Annotated in this window: 11 protein-coding genes; 1 reads left to right on the top strand and 10 read right to left on the bottom strand. The window is 35.1% G+C overall.

All coding sequences use genetic code 11. The features are described from left to right. Positions 1 to 120: 120 nt before the first annotated feature. The 6 genes from Bccel_RS31215 to Bccel_RS03230 all read right to left on the bottom strand — a co-directional run bounded on the left by Bccel_RS31215 (position 121) and on the right by Bccel_RS03230 (position 11,471). Positions 121 to 2,319, bottom strand: coding sequence for a glycosyl hydrolase family 8 (locus tag Bccel_RS31215; protein WP_081926996.1), 2,199 nt, complete (start codon positions 2,317 to 2,319; stop codon positions 121 to 123). Between the two features lie 575 nt (positions 2,320 to 2,894). Further along, positions 2,895 to 6,122: a glucuronyl esterase domain-containing protein gene (locus tag Bccel_RS31210; RefSeq protein ID WP_050753051.1), complete on the bottom strand. Its 3,228-nt coding sequence runs from the start codon at positions 6,120 to 6,122 to the stop codon at positions 2,895 to 2,897. A 179-nt stretch (positions 6,123 to 6,301) separates the two neighbouring features. Further along, on the bottom strand, positions 6,302 to 7,783 hold the full coding sequence (locus Bccel_RS03245; protein WP_050753050.1) for a glucuronyl esterase domain-containing protein: 1,482 nt from the start codon (positions 7,781 to 7,783) through the stop codon (positions 6,302 to 6,304). 562 nt (positions 7,784 to 8,345) lie between these two features. Continuing rightward, positions 8,346 to 9,275 carry an extracellular solute-binding protein gene (locus Bccel_RS03240; protein ID WP_050753049.1) on the bottom strand — a complete coding sequence of 310 codons (930 nt, stop codon included), beginning with the start codon at positions 9,273 to 9,275 and terminating at the stop codon, positions 8,346 to 8,348. Positions 9,276 to 9,312: 37 nt separating this feature from the next. After that, positions 9,313 to 9,633 (bottom strand): hypothetical protein, encoded by a 321-nt coding sequence (locus Bccel_RS03235; protein ID WP_036942995.1) that lies wholly within the window; start codon positions 9,631 to 9,633, stop codon positions 9,313 to 9,315. 29 nt (positions 9,634 to 9,662) lie between these two features. Further along, positions 9,663 to 11,471: a GGDEF domain-containing protein gene (locus Bccel_RS03230; protein ID WP_036942994.1), complete on the bottom strand. Its 1,809-nt coding sequence runs from the start codon at positions 11,469 to 11,471 to the stop codon at positions 9,663 to 9,665. 370 nt (positions 11,472 to 11,841) lie between these two features. On the opposite strand from Bccel_RS03230, the gene Bccel_RS03225 reads away from it, so the two are divergent. Then, on the top strand, positions 11,842 to 12,942 hold the full coding sequence (locus Bccel_RS03225; protein ID WP_036942991.1) for an AI-2E family transporter: 1,101 nt from the start codon (positions 11,842 to 11,844) through the stop codon (positions 12,940 to 12,942). Between the two features lie 11 nt (positions 12,943 to 12,953). Here Bccel_RS03225 and Bccel_RS03220 read toward each other — a convergent pair whose 3' ends face one another. The 4 genes from Bccel_RS03220 to Bccel_RS03205 all read right to left on the bottom strand — a co-directional run bounded on the left by Bccel_RS03220 (position 12,954) and on the right by Bccel_RS03205 (position 19,021). Continuing rightward, positions 12,954 to 14,522, bottom strand: coding sequence for an HD domain-containing phosphohydrolase (locus Bccel_RS03220; RefSeq protein WP_050753048.1), 1,569 nt, complete (start codon positions 14,520 to 14,522; stop codon positions 12,954 to 12,956). Beyond that, entirely contained in the window at positions 14,512 to 15,807 is a 1,296-nt protein-coding gene (locus tag Bccel_RS03215; RefSeq protein ID WP_050753047.1) for a sensor histidine kinase, read from the bottom strand. Before Bccel_RS03215 ends, Bccel_RS03220 begins: the two co-directional genes overlap by 11 nt. Then, the gene (locus tag Bccel_RS03210) at positions 15,777 to 16,676 is read right to left on the bottom strand and encodes a substrate-binding domain-containing protein (RefSeq protein ID WP_050753046.1); all 900 of its coding nucleotides are present in this window, start codon (positions 16,674 to 16,676) and stop codon (positions 15,777 to 15,779) included. The genes Bccel_RS03215 and Bccel_RS03210 overlap by 31 nt, the downstream gene beginning before the upstream one ends. 197 nt (positions 16,677 to 16,873) lie before the next feature. Further along, positions 16,874 to 19,021 (bottom strand): substrate-binding domain-containing protein, encoded by a 2,148-nt coding sequence (locus Bccel_RS03205; RefSeq protein WP_152965905.1) that lies wholly within the window; start codon positions 19,019 to 19,021, stop codon positions 16,874 to 16,876. Positions 19,022 to 19,029 lie beyond the last annotated feature (8 nt).

The following is a 19,029-nucleotide window of genomic DNA, read 5'->3' as shown; positions in this document are numbered from 1 at the left end:
TTTATAAATTATACTACTTTTGTTACAATAAATAAAGTAATGAGTAAAGGGCAGATCGAGGTAAAAACCACTCTGCCCCCTATTGAATTTGGAGGGAATATAAAGCTAAGTATGCCTCTATTAGTTAGGCAATGTAGTATGAGCTATATTGTCATTTGCTCTTAATGTAACGCCTTTTCTCTGGAACAATTCAGAAAGTGTCACAAATTCATAACCCTGACTCTGAAGCCTAGGAATTATTATATCAAGAGCTTCTGGTGTTGGATGCGGGTCAGGCTGATTGTCATGCATCAGAATAATTGTACCGTCTTTAGCCCCAGCTATAACAGCATTAGCTCTGTCAGTTGCAGAGGAAGATTGAACCCAGTCATTGCATGTAACACCCTGTACAAATGTCAAATCTATAGCATCATACATAGTCTGGCTATATGCAAGGTTCGGTGCACGGAAGAACTTAGGTGTTACACCTGCATATTGCGAAATAGCAGCATTTGTCCTGCTGATATAATCTTTAACTTGTGTTGAGGACATGTTGTTCATGCTTGAATAATCCCATGAGTGATTTCCTATTTCATGTCCTGAACTTACAACTCTCTTAATTATATTAGCTGTGCCACTGCTTATATTTTGTCCTATCATCATAAATGTTGCAGGAACTTTATACTTATCAAGTTTGTCAAGCACCCTAGCTGTTTTAGTGTTATCCGGACCATCATCAAATGTAAGAGCTATAAGCTTAGCGTTAGGGTTTGATGATGGCTTTGTTGGAGTAGGTGTAGGTGCTTTTGTTGATGTTGCTGTTGCCGTAGGTGGATTTGTTGATACCTGAGTGACTGATTTATTAAAATTCTGTGCAATAGTAAGAACATCAGCCATGTTTATTGCACCATCATTGTTAAGATCGTATGCTGCTTTATATTTTTCAGATCCGCTTGTTGCGTTGAAAGCAGTTGCTATAAGTATAACATCAGCCATATTTATAACACCGTCATTGTTGAGATCACCTTTAACTGCTGGACCTGAAGTATCTTTAGTAGGTGTTGGAGTATCTGATGGTAATTCAGTTGGTTCTGCTGCACCCCATATTCTGAAGTTACCGCTGACATGTAGTAAACCAAACATAAAGAGACATCCGTCATAATACCTGTATTGTCCGCTTGGTGCAGATAGTTTCCACAAGTCTTCAACAAAATCATATGCCTGAGCTTTAGTAGCTGCCAAGCTTGCAACAGCATTCATTGCTACAAGTCCAGGTGAATGGTCAGTATTTAATTGTGTACCATCGAGTTTATAACATCCTCCATAAGTTGTACGACCCTTACTTACAAAGAAATCCTGTATTCTGTCTGCATATGTACTTGCCCATGCATCTTTTTTAAACCATGCAAAGTCAAAAGCACTATTGTTAACAGTACGCCAAGCATCATAGCGGAAGTCAACATGCTCTGTACCCCATGATACGCTCTTTGGTGATCCATCAAAATTTGCATAATCAGGTGCTAAGCCTGTTGTTGGATGAGTTGTCTTTTTGAAAAACTCTCTGCTTGTTGCTGCAACTTTCTTCCATGTTTCCCTATCTTTTTCCGGTCCCCATAAAGCAAACAGTTCATAGAATCCAGGAAGATGGTATGAAGGATCTGTAAAGTCATAGTTACCGGCACTAGGACAGAAAACTACCTGGTTTGAGTTTTTGTTAATAAGGTTGTATCCTTGTCCATCATCAGACTGATGCAAGCATGCATCCAATATGGCATTAGCTTCAGCTTCATAGTTGAAAATTCCTGTACCATTACCCCAACGTTTTGAAGCAAACAAAAGTGCCATTGCAAAATATTCATCACCATCGGAAGCTGGTGTTTCATCCATATGGCTTCCGTCAGTTCTACATTGCCATGCAAAAAATCCTTTAAACTGACCGCTTTTTTGTTGCATATAGGTCTTAGCCCATTTCCAGAGCTTGTCAAATTCAGTCTTCTTATCCATCTGAACACAGTGCATCATTCCATATGACTGGCCTTCACTACGGATGTCATTATTATTGACATCCAGAATATATGCCATATCTGAACCTACTTCATACATGATTTTATGGTTGCTGTCGCCATGAAATAATGACTGAAACTCTTTTTCCAACTTTGCCTTGATTTCTGCATCAGTATGTCCAGCCTCTTTAAACAGGTTCCTGTATACCCCTGTTTCAAATGCACCTTGTGCCGGTATTACAGGAGTTGCGGCATTAGACTGTACACCTGCCTGTACAAAATATGTAGCTATAATGCTGCATATCAGTACCAAACTCAGTAGTTTTTTGATTTTCATACTTGTACTCCTCCTTAGAATAATTGATTACTTGTTTTTTTGTTTCTGTTATTTTATTTTTTTATCACTCCTTTCGCTGGCTAAATTACTTAAAAGTCATATTTAAGCGAATTTAAAACAACAGAAACATGTTTAGTAATCTCTTTTATATCTGATAATTCCCTTTATTATAATTTTCTATATTTATCCTTTTTAGTGTTAAACAGTTATGTTAAGATTTCTGGAGATAATAAGCGGCATAAATTAATTTATATATTAAATAAACAATATAAGAACAAAACCGCTTGAGATTTTGCAATCCTAATTGTTGTCATGAAAAATTGTGGTGCAGAATACACCATAATTTTCTGGACATTAAATATATGCTTAATTTATATTATGAATGTACCGAAGAAGCCTCTCAAGTCAATATCTTCTGTTTTTTTTCGAAATATTGTGTTTTTATATTTTTCCGCATAAATTTAAATAAGGCAATTTCAAAAATACAATTATTTGCTATTAGCTGATTCAACGGATATGACCATATTATTTAGATATGATCATATCCATTGTTACACTTTGCTACATTACGATGATTACTGAACCGACATTTCAAAAGCAACGCAGTAGTTTGGCTGAGCTGTTCCTGTTACACTGCCTTTAAATGGATCAGAGTCACGTAATAGGCCCCAACGGCATGTTCCGTTAGTCCTGTTAGTTGACTGAGCAGTATAAGCATATGCTACTTTAACACCTGAAGCAGGAAGTGTACCTGAACACGTAATTTTTACGGAACTGCCCGATATTTCAATAGAGCTTATAGTTATTTTTGAGCCATTGGCAGTTACCTCAAAACCTTTTCCGTTCTTCCATTCGTTAACACTTTGATTCGGTGCCTGCATGGTAGTGTCCCATGTCAAAGGAGCAACAGGTACATGGAAGTTTACTGTAATTACATTACCGCTCTTTGTAGCGCCTGTTGGTTGCAGAGGCTTCCAATCACGTCCCATAACTACTTTTTCAAAATATACCTGTCCGAACTTCTCTCCCATTAGCCTATATCCGTCTGCATTACTATGTACATGGTCACCCCCATAATAACGCTGGTAATTAGGTCCTATACAGATTATATCTTCAGGATAATCTACTCCTACCTTCCATTGTATGTTTGTTCCAACTGCAGTTGATCCCGCTGTCTGAGGATATGAATGCTGCTGTACTACAAGCATAGGTATGCTCTGAGTTTGACCTGTTACCGCCTTGATGTCCTTATTATAATCAGACCATAACTGACGGATATCATTCCCATAAGTTGCACTTCCATTATCGGTTTCACCGTGCACTAATGTTATAGCACCTACGCCGTATGTCTTCCCGGAAGCTTTAGCAAGACGGTTGATGGCTTGAACTTCAAACATCGACGCTGCAAAAGCACGTCCTGTTGAACCTGTATCGGTTGCTCCCTTTTTGATTTGAGCATAACCCTGTCCGGATTCACCAACAACCGTATGAGCTGTGATATAATCAGTTCCTCCTGTGGACTTAACCATGGAAGTTATCTGATTACCCATTGCTGTGTGAGGTGTTTCCCCGTATATGTTACCTGGATATGGAGCCGGATAACCTGATGCGAAATTACGTATAGGCTCAACCAGCGGTACCATTTTTAGCTGACTGTTATTTGGGTCATACGGAGGTACTTTTAAACTTCCAAGTGATAATTTTAAGTTGTTATATGGCTGTGCTGTTGTCTTAACAGGGTTTGCTGAAGCACCAACAGAAAGGCTCTGGCCTGTTCCAACTATACCAGCCCAATCCCATGGCCTGCTTAGTGTATCTGATGGTGTGGCCGTTGGTGTGTTTGTGGGTTTTTCACTTGCTGGTGTATTTATAATTACAGGTGGTTTATTGAATTGAGTAGCAAGAGTAATAACATCTGTCATATTTATTGCCCCATCGCTGTTCAAGTCATATGAACCGATATATTTGCCGTCCCCAGCCACAGAATTAAATGTTGTTGCTAGCAGAATTACATCCGCCATGTTTATAATTCCATCGTTATTCAAATCTGCTGTTTTTGTGCCGGAAGGATTAGTTGGATTAGCTGAACTGACCGGATTTGTAGGGCTAGGTGAATTAACACTACCGCCTTCAAAAGTAAACCAGTCAACATTTACAGCAGCTGAAAATATCAGATACAAGTCATTTTTTCCTGTAACCTTGCTTATATCACAGGTCTGTTCCTGATAACCATCCCAGTCGCCAGTTGATGCTACATCCAATGTACCTAAGAGGGTACCTGACGGACTGTTTAACCTTAACTGAATACTTGATGTACCTGAAGCAGCAACTGATGCTTTGAAGGATGTGGCACCTGTTCCAAAATCAACATTGTTGTACACAACATAGTTTCCATTTTCAATATATCCTATACCGCCTCCGCCAGTTGGGGTATCTATCTTTTTCAGGGTTGATGACTCTACACTGTCATAGTTCTCCGCTTCCAATTTAGCGAATGCACTTTTTGGACCTGCAGGTATTGTCGGTGTAGGAGTGTTAACTGAAGATGGTTCTGTTGAAGGATTTGACGACGGATTTGATGAAGGAAGTGTTCCTGTCAATGTAGGTACTGTCCAATCTATCCATTTTGCTTTATCAAGAGTATAGTTTTTATCCGACTTAAAGAAATCAGTGCTGGCACTCTTGTCTTCCAGAAGGAATTTTTTTATGAAGGCATTTACATCACCATACTGTGATGCCGGCAATGAACAGTGCATATGGTTACCAACTGATGAATATCCAAACCTATCAGATATACCCAAAGCATCATATATCATTTCTGTAACCTTTCCATTTGCCCATGCACCTTCATTATGCAGCCATGTGTAATCGGGATTCTCGATTAACAATAGTCCACGTGGTGCACACAATGCCAAAATCTGATGATGATCATATGGAAGCTTATTTACAGCATATGAAAATTGATCCAATGCTTTGGAAAACCATGCTTGCTCTCCAACTAACGATTGTATACGCTGTACAGATGAACCTACTGCCTCTGCAAATCGGTAATTTCCTGCTCCACCGCAGCCTGATTCCTGAGGTATAGTAAGGGCAATTCTCTCTTCAAAAGCTCCAATACCGAGAGCTCCTTTACCATTACGTGATCCGCCTGTTACACCAAGATGCTTAGGATCAATTTTTGCTGCAGGAGTAGTCTCAAGGGCGTCAATCAAGCGGCTTGTACCCCAAATCCATGCACCGATTGATCCACAGCTGTGGTTACTTCCGTACAAATCAAAGAACTTACCTTTTCCCCTGACATTATTAGTCTGGCTTCCAATACTTTCAGTATCAAGCTCAATGCAAGCTACTCCCAATTTAAGAATTTCCTGCTGGTTGAGTGTATTTGCTCCACATCCTATCATGGCAGGGTATGGTGCTGTACCGGTAGTAGGATAGGTAACTTTAGCTGTAAACGATACAGTTTTTCCGTTATCGGTTACTGTTACTGTTATTGTGTTACCGCTAACAGAACCTTTAACACTTTGTGGTTTACCTGGGATTACACCGTATTCAAAGGTCTGTGCCAATGCTTTGACTTCTTCGCGACGTTTTTCCCACTGATCCTTGCTTGTCATACGTGTACCATCCATCATCTTGAAGGGATCAGGAAACTTAGCATTTTCTTTCAATTGTGAAAATGAAGGTACTGTAATACCTGGTGATATTAAAGCATTAGCTGTCCCTGAGCTAAATGTGAATAGAGAAATAATAAATGTGATCACAAGAATTTTGCTTAAATAAGCCTTGCTTTTCTTCATAATTTTCCTCCTAATTTTAATAAACAATCTTTAAATTATATAAATAAAGTGATATTGATCTTACAATTGCCGGAAGCAAAAAACAAAAAGTTTAATGTAATTTGCAACAGACAACTGCAAGATCAATATCTTTTAAACTATCTTTAAATTAATTAAAAGAAAAGTTAATTAAGGCAAGACTAAAAGGTCTTTCCAAACTTAGCTGCAATTAACAAAATATCAGCCATATTTATAACACCATTTCTATCCAAATCGCAGTTTGCTTTGAATTTAGGTTCTCCTGTTGTACTGTTAAAAGCAGTTGCGATTATTAAAGCATCTGCCATATTAACAACGCCATCACCATTTACGTCTTCAACATTTGCAGGCTTTGTTGGTGTTGGTGTATATGATGGTTTTGTTGGTGTTGGAGTACTTGCTGGTGTATCTGATCCAACTTCAGGTACAGTTCCTGTTAATGTAGGAACAGTCCAATCTATCCATTTTGATGTGTTTAATGTATAGTTTTTATCTGACTTAAAGATATTAGTGTTAGCAGTTTTATCATCAAGAAGGAACTTCTTTATGAAAGCATTTACATCACCATACTGCGATGCTGGCAATGAACAATGCATATGACCGCCAACTGATGAATATCCCATTCTATCGCCTATGCCTAATGCCTGATATACCATTTGTACACATTTACCATTATTCCAACAACCTTCATTACACAACCATTCATAATCAGGATTCTCGATCAGCAACAGTCCGCGAGGTGCACACAGTGCTAAAATTTGATGGTGGTCATATGGAAGTTTGTTAACAGCATATGAAAATTGATCCAATGCTTTAGAAAACCATGCCTGTTCTCCAACTGTGGATTGTATACGCTGAACAGCTGAACCTTTGGACTCTGCAAAACGATAATTTCCTGTTCCGCCGCTGCCTGATTCCTGAGGTATGGTAAGAGCAATTCTTTCTTCAAAGGCACCAATTCCAAGTGCTCCTTTACCATTACGTGAACCACCTGTTACACCGAGCTTTTTAGGGTTGATTTTTGCAGCTGGAGTCAACTCAAGGGCATCAATCAAACGGCCGGCACCCCATGCCCATGCTGCTATATCACCACAGCTGTGGTTACTTCCGTATAAGTCATAAAACTTACCTTTTCCTCTGTTATTATTAGTCTGACTGGCAATACTTTCAGTATCAAGATCAATACAAGCCACTCCCAGTTTAAGTATTTCCTGCTGATTAAGTGAATTCATTCCACATCCTATCATTGCCGGATATGGTGCTGTACCTGCACTAGGATAAGTAACTTTAGCTGTAAATGATACAGTTTTTCCTTTGTCAGTTACTGTGACTGTTATAGTGCTGCCGCTCACTGATCCTTTAACACTTTCCGGTTTTCCTGGAATTATACCGTATTCAAAAGTCTGTGCCAAAGCACTTATTTCATTACGGAGTTTTGGCCAATCTCCTCTATCTTTTAATCTTGTGCCATCCAAAAACTTAAATGGATCAGGATATTTAGGATTATCCTTTAACTGTGAGAATGAAGGAACTGTTATACCCGGTGCTATTAACGCATTGGCTGTTCCTGAACCAAAAGTGAACAATGATGTTACAAACATAACTAAAAGAAACATGCTTAAATAAGCTTTATTCTTTCTCATACTTAATTCCCCGTTTAATTATTATTATGTTAATCATAAGCAAATAATAATCTCTATCTTATACCATTATATTCTCTCTCTAAAAATCATTTTTTAAATTACAGCCTTACTTATCCCCTCCTCTACTAAATTATCCTCTGCTCTTACATATTAACCTGTGTTACAAATTGTTAGATTCCTCAAGTTGATTTCAGCATATTTTCTGTTATAAAGATTTTTTTTAAAGATATAAGAATCAGGAAAATTATGGATATCTAACTAAAATATTATATTACTTTAATTATGAATTTAATATGTAAACCTATCAAGTAAATATCTTATTGCATTATTTCGAAATCTTCTTAAATGGATTATCATTAAATACCTCTGTTTCTATTTATGGCTAACATAACCATTATTCCCCTTGTATTAAAAAAAGGGCAGCAGAGAACTTTTTTATACAATTTCCCTGCTGCCCTTTTTATTGTTTTTTAAAAAATCAGTTATTTAATAAATATATCAAAATATTCTTCTTGACTTAACACATTCACCTACTCACCTATCAAAGCTTTTTTATCTTTACTTAATTCCTTTTCAATATTTTTTTCATCTTGTCAACAGCTTCATCAGGCTTTGATTTTTGCTTCATTACTGTCCACACGCTATTCCTGTATATTTCAAGAGCTTTATGGTCCATAGGAGTTAATTTGAAATACTTGGTATTTTCTGCGAGTTTTTTTATAATTGGATATACATTTTGATCTCCGTAGAATTGCAATTTTTTATTTAAGTTTTTTTCAAAATTAATATAAGGTTTATAAGAAGGTATAGTATTTGTATAATCCACTCCACCCTTATTTTTTTGAGTTACTATGTACTCAATCAATTTCCATGCCTCTTCCTTGTGATCGCTTTGTATATTTATGGCCGCACGAGAATCCGACGCCCAGGAAGCTAAACCCAAAGGCGGTGTTGTAATTCTCCACTTACCCTTTTGCTCCGGCACATATCTTTCCAATGTCCCCATAATATAAGAGCCGTAAAAACACATAGCAAGCTTATCTTCCTTAAGTGCAGTTTTTCCGCCTTCTCCCCAGAAATTTTCATCCAATAACCATCCATTTTTAGATGACTGCATCATTATATCCAATGATTTTTCAAATAAATTTCCATAACGTACATAATCCAGCTTATCATCAAAATAACCTAAAGAATTTCCAACCACATCAGTTAGATCAGTAGGATAGGAAAAGATGTATTTGTTATTCTCTTTTAGTTTTTTTGCAATTTTTATAAGATTGTCGGGGTTTTCTATAAATTTGCCGAACTCAGCAGGCTCATATGGAAATCCATTTGCTTTCATTATATCTTCTCTGTACATTGTAACGTACGGTGCAGTTGATATGGAAAGTGACAATAATTGTTTTTTATCAACAGACAATCCACTTTCAAAACCTAAAAAATCATCTTTGTACTTGCCCGCTGAAAACGGCTCCTCATATAAGTCCTGCAAAACATTGTTAACTGTATACTGCCCGAAAAAACCGCTGTCAAATATAAAAATCAGGTCCTACGCCGCTGGAAAGAGCCTTCATATACTCTTCGGCACATTTGTCAAAACTAAAAAGCTCTTCCTTTACTGTTATTCCTTTATTTTCAGCTTCAAATTGCTTAATTATTCCAGCTTGGCTAAACCAGCTCCACAACTTCAGTTCCACAGTACCTTTACTTTTTTCAGTAGATTCCTTTTTCTGAACTTTTGCCTCATCCTCTATGTTGTTAACCGACTTTTCCGCCTGCTCGCCACATCCTGCTGTAATACCCAAACAAACAATCATAATAATCAAAATTAATTTACGCATTTTGCTCATAATGTAGTTCTCCTTTCATTTTTACCATTTTAACTTAACACAATCTTATTCAGATCAGAATAAAATTTAAATTCTTTCTCACCTGTTTCCTTGGAAGCGTACATTGCCATATCCGCCATTTTGAGTAATGTCGTTTTATCAACGGCATCATCAGGGTACAAGCTTATTCCTATACTTCCGGATATATTGAGCTCATATTTCTTATCTTTTTGTAGTACAATGACCGTCTCACATAATACATTATTAATTTGTTCGGCAGTCACTGATGCCTTTTCATAATCTATATCCCTTAGTATGATAACAAATTCATCTCCACCAAGACGGGCAACAAAATCATCATGACCAAGTACATATTTAAACCTATTTGCAACTTCCTTTAGCAGCATGTCGCCAATATCATGACCTAATTTATCATTAATATGTTTAAACCTGTTCAAGTCAATAAACATTACAGCAATTTTCCTTTCATATCCACTGGATAGAAGCTCCTCCAAGTAATTTGTAAAATAATACCTGTTAGGTAATCCGGTAAGGGCATCGTTGTATGCCAATCTTTTCATTTCTTCTCTTGAATTTTCAAGTTCTATTGTTTGAGATAAGAGCTTGTCATTCATAATATTGATATCATTAAATAGAGTAACCAAATTATTTGACATCACTTTGAAATTTGATACCAGGTTATTTACCTGCACCATGGATGTATCGGGCCATTCAATTATTTCCTGTCGCTTTAGCTTGTCCGGAAGGTCTGTTGTACTTTGTGTAAGTTTTGACAAATCTCTGGATAAAACCCGACCCATCATAATAGATATAAATATTGAAATAAAACAAAACACTATAAGTATATGGAATTTGTTGCGATAATTTTCCCATATACTTACAGTATAATTTGACAATGGAACTTTTATCTGAAGCTGCAAGTCTATGTCTTCAAATTGATAAACCATAATGTAAAATGCCTTACTCCATTTTTTAATGTCAAATCCCAGTCTTTTACTTTCAGGCATCCAGCAATATATATTATCGGAAACATTTATAATATTTCCTCCATCTTTCCAGTCATAAATCATATTTGGCTTTTCTAAATTACGGTTTGCTGAATATAGAGAATTCTTTCTATCAACAACAAATACTTCAACCTTATCATTTAATGGATTGCTAGCAATTATTTCTTTTAAATCCTTTAAATGTACCGGCGACCTCAATCGAATTTTTCTTAGGTCATTTGTATCCCAGCTATTTATCTGGTCAATTATATTCAGCCGTGATGTGTTTAGAATCTGACTTATTTCAGAACTTACCCTATCCTGTGTCAGCCAACCGTCAATCATTATATAAACCAGAAACGGTCCAATAACAGCTGCAATTGTCAGATGAAACATCAATCTATTTAGATCGGTTAAAATTTTTTCTTTCCTGCCCAAAATTAATTGTATGGGAACATATGAAATAATTAAATCTGCAATTAGTACATTTATATTTCCGCATATCCAATTATTTATAACAAGCAAGTATACTTCCAAACCAAATGTTCTGTTGTTTAAATAATAAATAAGAAATGAAAACGGTATTCCAACCATAATCCAGTATAATATATCAATAAATAGTAATTTGCGTATCTTATTTTTCCAAAATATTGATAGGACTAAAATTTCAAAAGTGAAAAAGACTGTATATATGCTTCCATTAAAAAAACATATATCCAGAACATTTGAAACAACTGCTACACTCAAAGCTTTAAATTTCCCATAATAGCTCAAAATGATAATGGTAAACACATTTCCAAAAGCAAAGCTGATGCCATAGGAAAAATTCAGCTCAAAAATCCTTGCAATCATACTTAATGCTGCAAGAACACTAAACATAATTAAATTTTTGTATTGCTTTAATGATAAAATGCTATTTATATAATATCCCTGCCTTTCAAAATAAGGGATGGTCCTTATAGGAAAATTGCACTAAGAAATGAGCGAAATTTATAGCGGAAGTTATTTTGGAGTTATAACTTATAAGACTTTGCGACGTGTAAAGATTTCAATGGGCAAATGCAAAATAATATTTTATTATATAATAATTCCACATTATAATTTAAATATCCTCTAAAATTAATAGAAATCAATTTATATATCTTTATCTATAAAAACTTCTTTGACTATATTGACCTTTATGATATAATCCTAATATAATTTTCGTATTAAGGTGGGTAACATGTCTTTTAAATACAGAAAAATACCTTATTGGAAATACATACCTATAATTATAATAGCTATAGTTGTATACAAACTTGTTGATAACGCTGAACATTTGATTAACGGTATAAAATTCGTACTCTCAGTACTAAGTTACCTATTCTGGGCTTTTGCCATAGCATATACCTTAAATCCATTGATGGTATTTATTGAAAAGAAACTTAAGGTGCGTAGATATTTAAGCATATCCATAATATATGTATTATTTTCAGGTCTCATCATTTTTGCAGTTACAATACTTGCACCTATTGTAATCAACAGTATAACCCAGTTAAATGAAAATTTTTCCGAATACGTAAAAAAGACAACTACCTGGGCTGAATCTAAAATTGCTGACTTTAAGCTGATGGATGATCAATACAATTTGAGCAACTATCTGAAAAACAATATGGAGAAGATAATTGGAGAATCACAAAACCTTTTAGTTGCATTAATCAATTATCTCTTCAGCAATATCATCAATATTACGTCAACTATTTTGAAGCTTGTTTTGGGCATTACCATTTCAATATATCTTCTTTATGATAAGGAGGCTATATTATCAACCATTAAAAAGACAGTATATGTAGTTATGAAAAGGGATAACGGCAATAAACTTGTTAATTTTGCTAAAAATGCAAATGATATTTTCTCCAGGTATATTATTGGTAAAATTATAGATGCCATTGTAATTTGCATAATATGTTTTGTTTTTTGTATTGTTACTGGTATGCCCTATCCCATACTTATAAGCCTTTTTGTTGGAATTTTTAATCTTGTACCGTATTTCGGTTCATTAATCGGTATTATACCAAGTGTTATTATTACTCTATTTATCAGCCCTGTTAAGGCTGTCTGGCTCCTTATTTTCCTGCTTATTCTCGGTCAAATTGACGGATCGGTTATTGCACCAAAAATAATAGGTGACAAAATAGGCTTAAATCCTATACTAATTATGATATCCATAACCATAGGAGGAGCATTGTATGGAGTTGTCGGTATGTTTCTTTCAGTACCTGTTATGGCACTACTAAAAACAATTTTCCTTAATTTTTTGGATAAAAGGCTGGAATCGGAGTAATTATATACTCCCTATGTCTGATCCTTGAAGGAATCTCTAATAGCAAGGAACTCATCAATATTTTCAAAGAATAAATCTATTAAATGCGGATCAAAATGTTCTCCTCTCTGAGTTTTAAAGTATTCCAATATCTTATCCAATTCCCATGCCGGCTTATAAACTCTGATTGTTCCTAGAGCATCGAAAACATCTGCAATTGCTGTTATTCTACCATATATATGAATTTCTTCACCCTTTAGCCCATTAGGATAGCCTTTGCCATTATACTTTTCATGGTGGTGGTATGCTATAATGCTCGCTGTTCTAATAATTTCCTTTGTTGAATTTTTAAGCATATCATAACCTATTGTTGTATGGGTCTTAATAACCTCAAATTCATCTTCTGTCAGCTTGCCTGGCTTATTTAATATGCTTGCGGGAACACCAAGCTTGCCAATATCATGCATGGCAGAAGCAAGAGAAATAGTTTCTGCATCAGTTTCAGTCATACCGTACTTTAAAGCCAGTAGCCGTGTAAATTCAGAAACCCTTTTTACATGATTACCGGTTTCCTTGGAGCGTGCTTCTGCTATTTCACCCAGTGTATAAATAATTTCCTTTTGTGTATCCTGAAGTTTGAGATTTAATGCAGCGTTTTCAAAAGCATTTGATATGTTGTGACTAAAAATTTCCAAAAGACTTTTATCAAATTCTCTGAATTCATCGGCACCTTCAAAGAATAAAACGTACTCAAGATCTGTAACACTTTTAAAATGGAGTACAATATTTGTGCCTATTGTAAATATTCTTTTCTCAATTATCCCTTCAATTATTGTTGTGTATAAGCTTTCGTTAATAACATCTCTTATATCCATATTGACATTCTTGACAAAATTCCCTGAAGCTGCAGTAATATAATAATTACCGGAATTTTTAAATGCAACAAAGCTGGATTGTTCCTTTAAGGGTATATTTTTATAGAAGCAGAGCATGGAATTGATTTGTTCTAAAACAATTCCCGATAGCTTTGTTATTGATTGAACTTCAAAAAGATATGATGATGCTTCTATAACCTTCTCCAGACCTTTTTTATTAATGTTGGTAAGATGTATGCTTTCATATGCCCTTAGAGACGCAACGATAGTTGTAAACAGCTTTTGTGCCGTCAACTCCGTCTTCTCCTTATAATCATTTATATCATAATCAACAATAACCCTCTTTTCCGGTGCTTGACCAGGCTGGCCTGTCCTTAAAATTATCCTTACTTCATAGTTTTTAACTTCCTCCCTGATAAAACGTACAAGCTTTAGACCGGAATCCTCCTCTTCCATTACAACATCTAAAAGGATTATTGCTATATCCTGCGTTTTGTTTAACAGCTCACGTGCTTCCTTTGCGGAATAAGCATCTATGAATTCCAAGCTGACATTATTAAACGCAAAATCACTAAGCACAAGCTTTGTAATAGTATGTACCTCATAATCATCATCTATTATCATTATCTTCCATCTTTTGGTCCTATCCTCCAATACTATATCATCAGTCGCATCATCGAAAAAATCCATGTATTCACTATCAATTATAATATCGTTACTTGCCATTGGATTTAATCACCTCTTTTTCAGGTATTCTGATAATAAATGCCGTACCATTTCCAGGCGTGCTATTACATTTTATTTTCCCTTTATATTCATTTGTAACAATGTTGTATACTATATTAAGCCCTAATCCGGTTCCACCGCTGCCCCTTTTAGTTGTAAAAAAAGGTTCATATATCTTTTTGATATCACTTTCACTTATCCCTTTGCCATTATCGCTGTATTCTATAATTATTTCATCGTTTTCATTTATTATATTTATGGTCATTATTCCTTCGTCTCCATCATCGAAGGCATGTACCAGGGAGTTTACCACAAGATTGGTTATTACCTGAGATATGCCTCCAGGAGAAGCATGTATCCATATATCATCCATACAATTAACTATTATCTTGTGCTTTGTCTTTTTAATCTTTGGATGTAAGCTGAGCAAAACTTCATCGATATATTCTTTTAGTCTAAAAGTTCTTTTTTCTTCCCTTGTCTGATCTACTGCTATTTGCTTAAAACTCTTTACCAGATTTGAAGCTCTTTCCAGGTTAATGACAAGTATTTTAATTGATTCCATAGTAGTATTTATATATTTATCCATATCAACTTTTTTTAGCTTGCCTGATTCAAACAAGTTTATGATTTCATTGTTTTTCTCATCCATATAGGAGGCTGCAGTAACACTAACGCCTATAGGTGTATTAATCTCATGTGCTACTCCTGCAACCAGTCCTCCTAAAGCAGCCATTTTCTCCGATTGAATAAGTTGATTCTGAGTTTGTTTAAGTGTTTCCAATGCATTTTCCAGTTCTGTTTTTGCAATTTCACGGTCCATAGCTATACCTAGCAGTGTAACAATCACTATGGAAATATTATATTTTATAAATGCTGAAGCTTCATTAAAAGGACTTATATATGACATTACACCCCAGTTTCTGTTTGTTGATGATATGGGCAATATCCATACAACATCATCTTTACTTAACTTGTTTATGTCCGGTATAAGTTCCAAAGGAGGAAAATTTTCTACATCACACGAGAAATTAATGACATCTGAGTCCTTTGATGAATTATATATTCTGTCAATTTTTAAGCTGCTTTTTCCTGTTTGATCTTCATCCCAATATCCTATACATTCCCACCTATAATCATCAACAATTTGAGGAAGAAGTTCATTAATTCCCTCGATATTTGTTGTAAGCAGTTTTGTGCCTACATCTGAATTTTTTAAAAGTGTATCTTCAAGAAACTTGATAATTGAATTCTTTATTTTAATATTTTCCTTTGTAGGTTCCATATTATCATCAGCAGCAGCTTCACAGCTGCATCCGCAGGATTTTCTAAGTACAATGTCAGCAGTTGCAAAAACTTCTCTGCCCTATCGGATTCTTTATTTATCTCTTCAAATAATGCCCTCGCGGCAGTAAATCCTAAATCAAAAATATCCTGATTTATTGTTGTGATACCTGGTTTACAGTTTTTTGCAAACGTATTGTTATCATATCCTACAACAGCTATATCTTGCGGTACAGACAATCCTGAATTTTTAAGTTCTTCAATAACACCTCCCGCAAGTGCATCACAACCGGCAAAAACAGCTGTAAAATCAATACCGTTATTTAGCCAATATTGAACTGCGGCTTTCCCCTCTCGTGGTAAAGATGATTCCGTACTGTAAACAAGGTTATCATCATATGGTATACCATTCTTACTAAGGATATTTTTATAACCTTCCAGACGCTCTTTCATGTCTCTGAGCCCCATCCAGCCTAAGAAGCCTATTTTTCTATGTCCATGATGTATCAGATGTTCAACAGCGTTTTGGGCACCACTAATATTATCACTTTTAATAACAGTGCAATTGTTTTGTCCTTTATCAATACCTATCAGCACAACAGGCTTACCTGTTTTCATAATTATATTTAAATAATCATCACTCGCACCTTCTGTAAGTATGATCCATCCATCTATATTATTAATGGCTAAAGGATAATAACTTTCAACCTTCTTTATATCAGAGTAAAACCTGTTAATCATAAAAGTATTCAGCACAAATAAGTTGGAATTTTGCCTTTTTACATACTCATGAATGCCATATAAAAGCTTACCATGATATAAGCCTTCTGCATACTTTGTAATTACTCCAATACGTAATTTCTCGTGCATATTTGAATCCTTTCTCATATTGAGTCATTACTAAAGGAATGGCTAAAATATTACTTCCGATTATGAGCGGGTGTTGACGAGTTAAGTCAACACATGAGCGAAATTTATAGCGGAAGTTATATTTTGGACATTACTAATACATTAAAATATATCGGCACATTTACATATTTAATATATATTTATTTTATACCTTTTCATTATAAGACAGACGATAACGGAATACTTATGATAAACTTAGTCCCTTTTTTGTATTCACTATCGCATTTTATAGTCCCGCCAAACTTTTGTTTTATAATATTGCTGATTATTATAAGTCCTAATCCTGAGCCGTCACTTCCACTTTGGGTTGTAAAAAAGGGTTCAAAAATCTTTTCCAGAACATCTTTTTTCATTCCCTTTCCAAAATCATTATATTCAATTATCAGCTCTGTACCATGCTTTTTGAATAAAATAGATATTTCACCATGTTCTTCTTCATCATAGCCATGAATAATTGAGTTTAATATCAGATTGGTCAAAATTTGGGATAGCTCGCCAGGATTACAATGAAGCTCCAAATCTTCAGGACATTCTAAATTCACCTTTATTCTCTTTTTCCTTAACTTAGGATTAAGGCTTAATATAACATCATTAACATAATCTTTTACTTTGAATATTCTTTTTTCGTCAATTGTATTATCCACTGCAATTTGTTTAAAGCTTCTAATAAGGTCGGAAGCTCTTTGTAAATTCATAAGCAGTATTTTTACCGATTCGTTATTTTTATTAAGAAACCTTGTAAGATCTGATTTAGTTAATTTATTTGTTTCAAACAACTCTTTTAACTGAGCGGTATTGCTTTCCATGTATGTTGTAGCAGTTACGCTTACACCAATAGGGTTATTTATTTCATGTGCAACACCGGCTACCAGACTGCCAAGAGACACAAGTTTTTCGGATTCTATCAGCTGTTCCTGTGTTTTTTTGAGAGAAGCAAGTGTTTCCTTCAACTTATCCATAGCCAGTCCTCTGTCAACGGAAATACCAAAAAGGTTGAACAGAACCATATGCATGTCATATGCAAAGAAACTGGTTTCTTCATAAATTTTAGATATGTATGCCATAACACCTATGTTCTTCTTCTCAGTGGAAACAGGGACTATCCATAATACATCATCATAATCCAATTCATAATCAGTCAATAATTCCAAAGGCGGGAAATTTTCCAGACTGCACATAAACTCGTTATCCGATCTGCTTTTCTTTATATTATCCACAACAGTTTGAATAATCAAATTATCTGCTGCTTCATTGTCATTATCCAATAACCCGAAACAGAACCATGTATATTCATCAACAATTTCGGGAATGAGTTTTATTATATCATTTACGTTCATACTAAAAAACATGGTTCCCAAGTCGGAATTTTTATACAATACATCTTCAAGCCTTTCGATCATAGACCTTTTTAGGCCAATAATATTTTGTATGATATCATTCTCATCCGTCTTTTGTTCCAGTTTGCAACCACATGATTCCCGCAGTACCAAATCTGATTTGAATAGTATAGTTTCACTGCGTAAAACTTTACTCTCTATAATTCTGAATATTATTTTAGCTGCCTCAATACCTTTACCATATGTATCCTGGTTTACGCTGCTTAAAGCCGGTTTAGATATTTTGCTCTTATCGGTGTTATCATAACCGACAACTGCTATATCTTCAGGCACATTAATATTCATTTCCCTAAGACCGTCTATAAACCCAAAAGCCAGATAGTCATTAGCTGAAAATATGGCAGTAAAGTCAATTCCTTTTTCAGCCAATGAAAGTGCAACCTCTCTCCCAAGATTTGGCATTGGTTCTTTGGTATTAAAAACAATACTTTCATCATAAAGACCATAACCTTCAAGTGTTTTCTTGTATCCTTCAAATCTCTCCGTTATGTCATACACATTGCTGCATCCCAAATATGCAATTCTTTTGTGCCCATGAGATATCAGATGCTCTACAACCTGTTTTGCACCCCAAAAATTGTCTTCAAGCAAAACACTGCAATTATAGTTATTTGGCCTATGTCCCACAAGAACAACAGGCTTTCCTTTTCCTAACAGTTTTACTTTATACTCCTCGCTGATACCTTCTGTTAGAATTATCCATCCATCTATATGATTAAATGATATCGGGAAATAAGCTCCACCTTCTTTTTCATTCGATCTGAACCTGTCCAGCATATATGTATTGAAAACAACCATTCTTGCGTCCTTTTGTTTAACAATACTTTGTATACCCTTTAACAGAGATCCGAAATAGAAATTCTCGACATATTTAGTAATAACACCAATATTCAAACGTTTTCTATTCATATTTATAT

The organism is Pseudobacteroides cellulosolvens ATCC 35603 = DSM 2933 (genome assembly GCF_001262605.1).
GTDB lineage: Bacteria > Bacillota > Clostridia > Acetivibrionales > DSM-2933 > Pseudobacteroides > Pseudobacteroides cellulosolvens.
The sequence above is the reverse complement of the archived record's forward strand: the minus strand, read 5'-3'. Positions and strand labels throughout refer to the sequence as shown.

Excerpts from the sequence above, each read along its gene's own strand:
- Bccel_RS31215 (WP_081926996.1), bottom strand. The coding sequence starts at position 2,319 with ATGAAAATCAAAAAACTACTGAGTTTGGTACTGATATGCAGCATTATA.
- Bccel_RS31210 (WP_050753051.1), bottom strand. The coding sequence starts at position 6,122 with ATGAAGAAAAGCAAGGCTTATTTAAGCAAAATTCTTGTGATCACATTT.
- Bccel_RS03245 (WP_050753050.1), bottom strand. The coding sequence starts at position 7,783 with ATGAGAAAGAATAAAGCTTATTTAAGCATGTTTCTTTTAGTTATGTTT.
- Bccel_RS03235 (WP_036942995.1), bottom strand. The coding sequence starts at position 9,633 with ATGAGCAAAATGCGTAAATTAATTTTGATTATTATGATTGTTTGTTTG.
- Bccel_RS03230 (WP_036942994.1), bottom strand. The coding sequence starts at position 11,471 with ATGATTGCAAGGATTTTTGAGCTGAATTTTTCCTATGGCATCAGCTTT.
- Bccel_RS03225 (WP_036942991.1), top strand. The coding sequence starts at position 11,842 with ATGTCTTTTAAATACAGAAAAATACCTTATTGGAAATACATACCTATA.
- Bccel_RS03220 (WP_050753048.1), bottom strand. The coding sequence starts at position 14,522 with ATGGCAAGTAACGATATTATAATTGATAGTGAATACATGGATTTTTTC.
- Bccel_RS03215 (WP_050753047.1), bottom strand. The coding sequence starts at position 15,807 with ATGGAACCTACAAAGGAAAATATTAAAATAAAGAATTCAATTATCAAG.
- Bccel_RS03210 (WP_050753046.1), bottom strand. The coding sequence starts at position 16,676 with ATGCACGAGAAATTACGTATTGGAGTAATTACAAAGTATGCAGAAGGC.
- Bccel_RS03205 (WP_152965905.1), bottom strand. The coding sequence starts at position 19,021 with ATGAATAGAAAACGTTTGAATATTGGTGTTATTACTAAATATGTCGAG.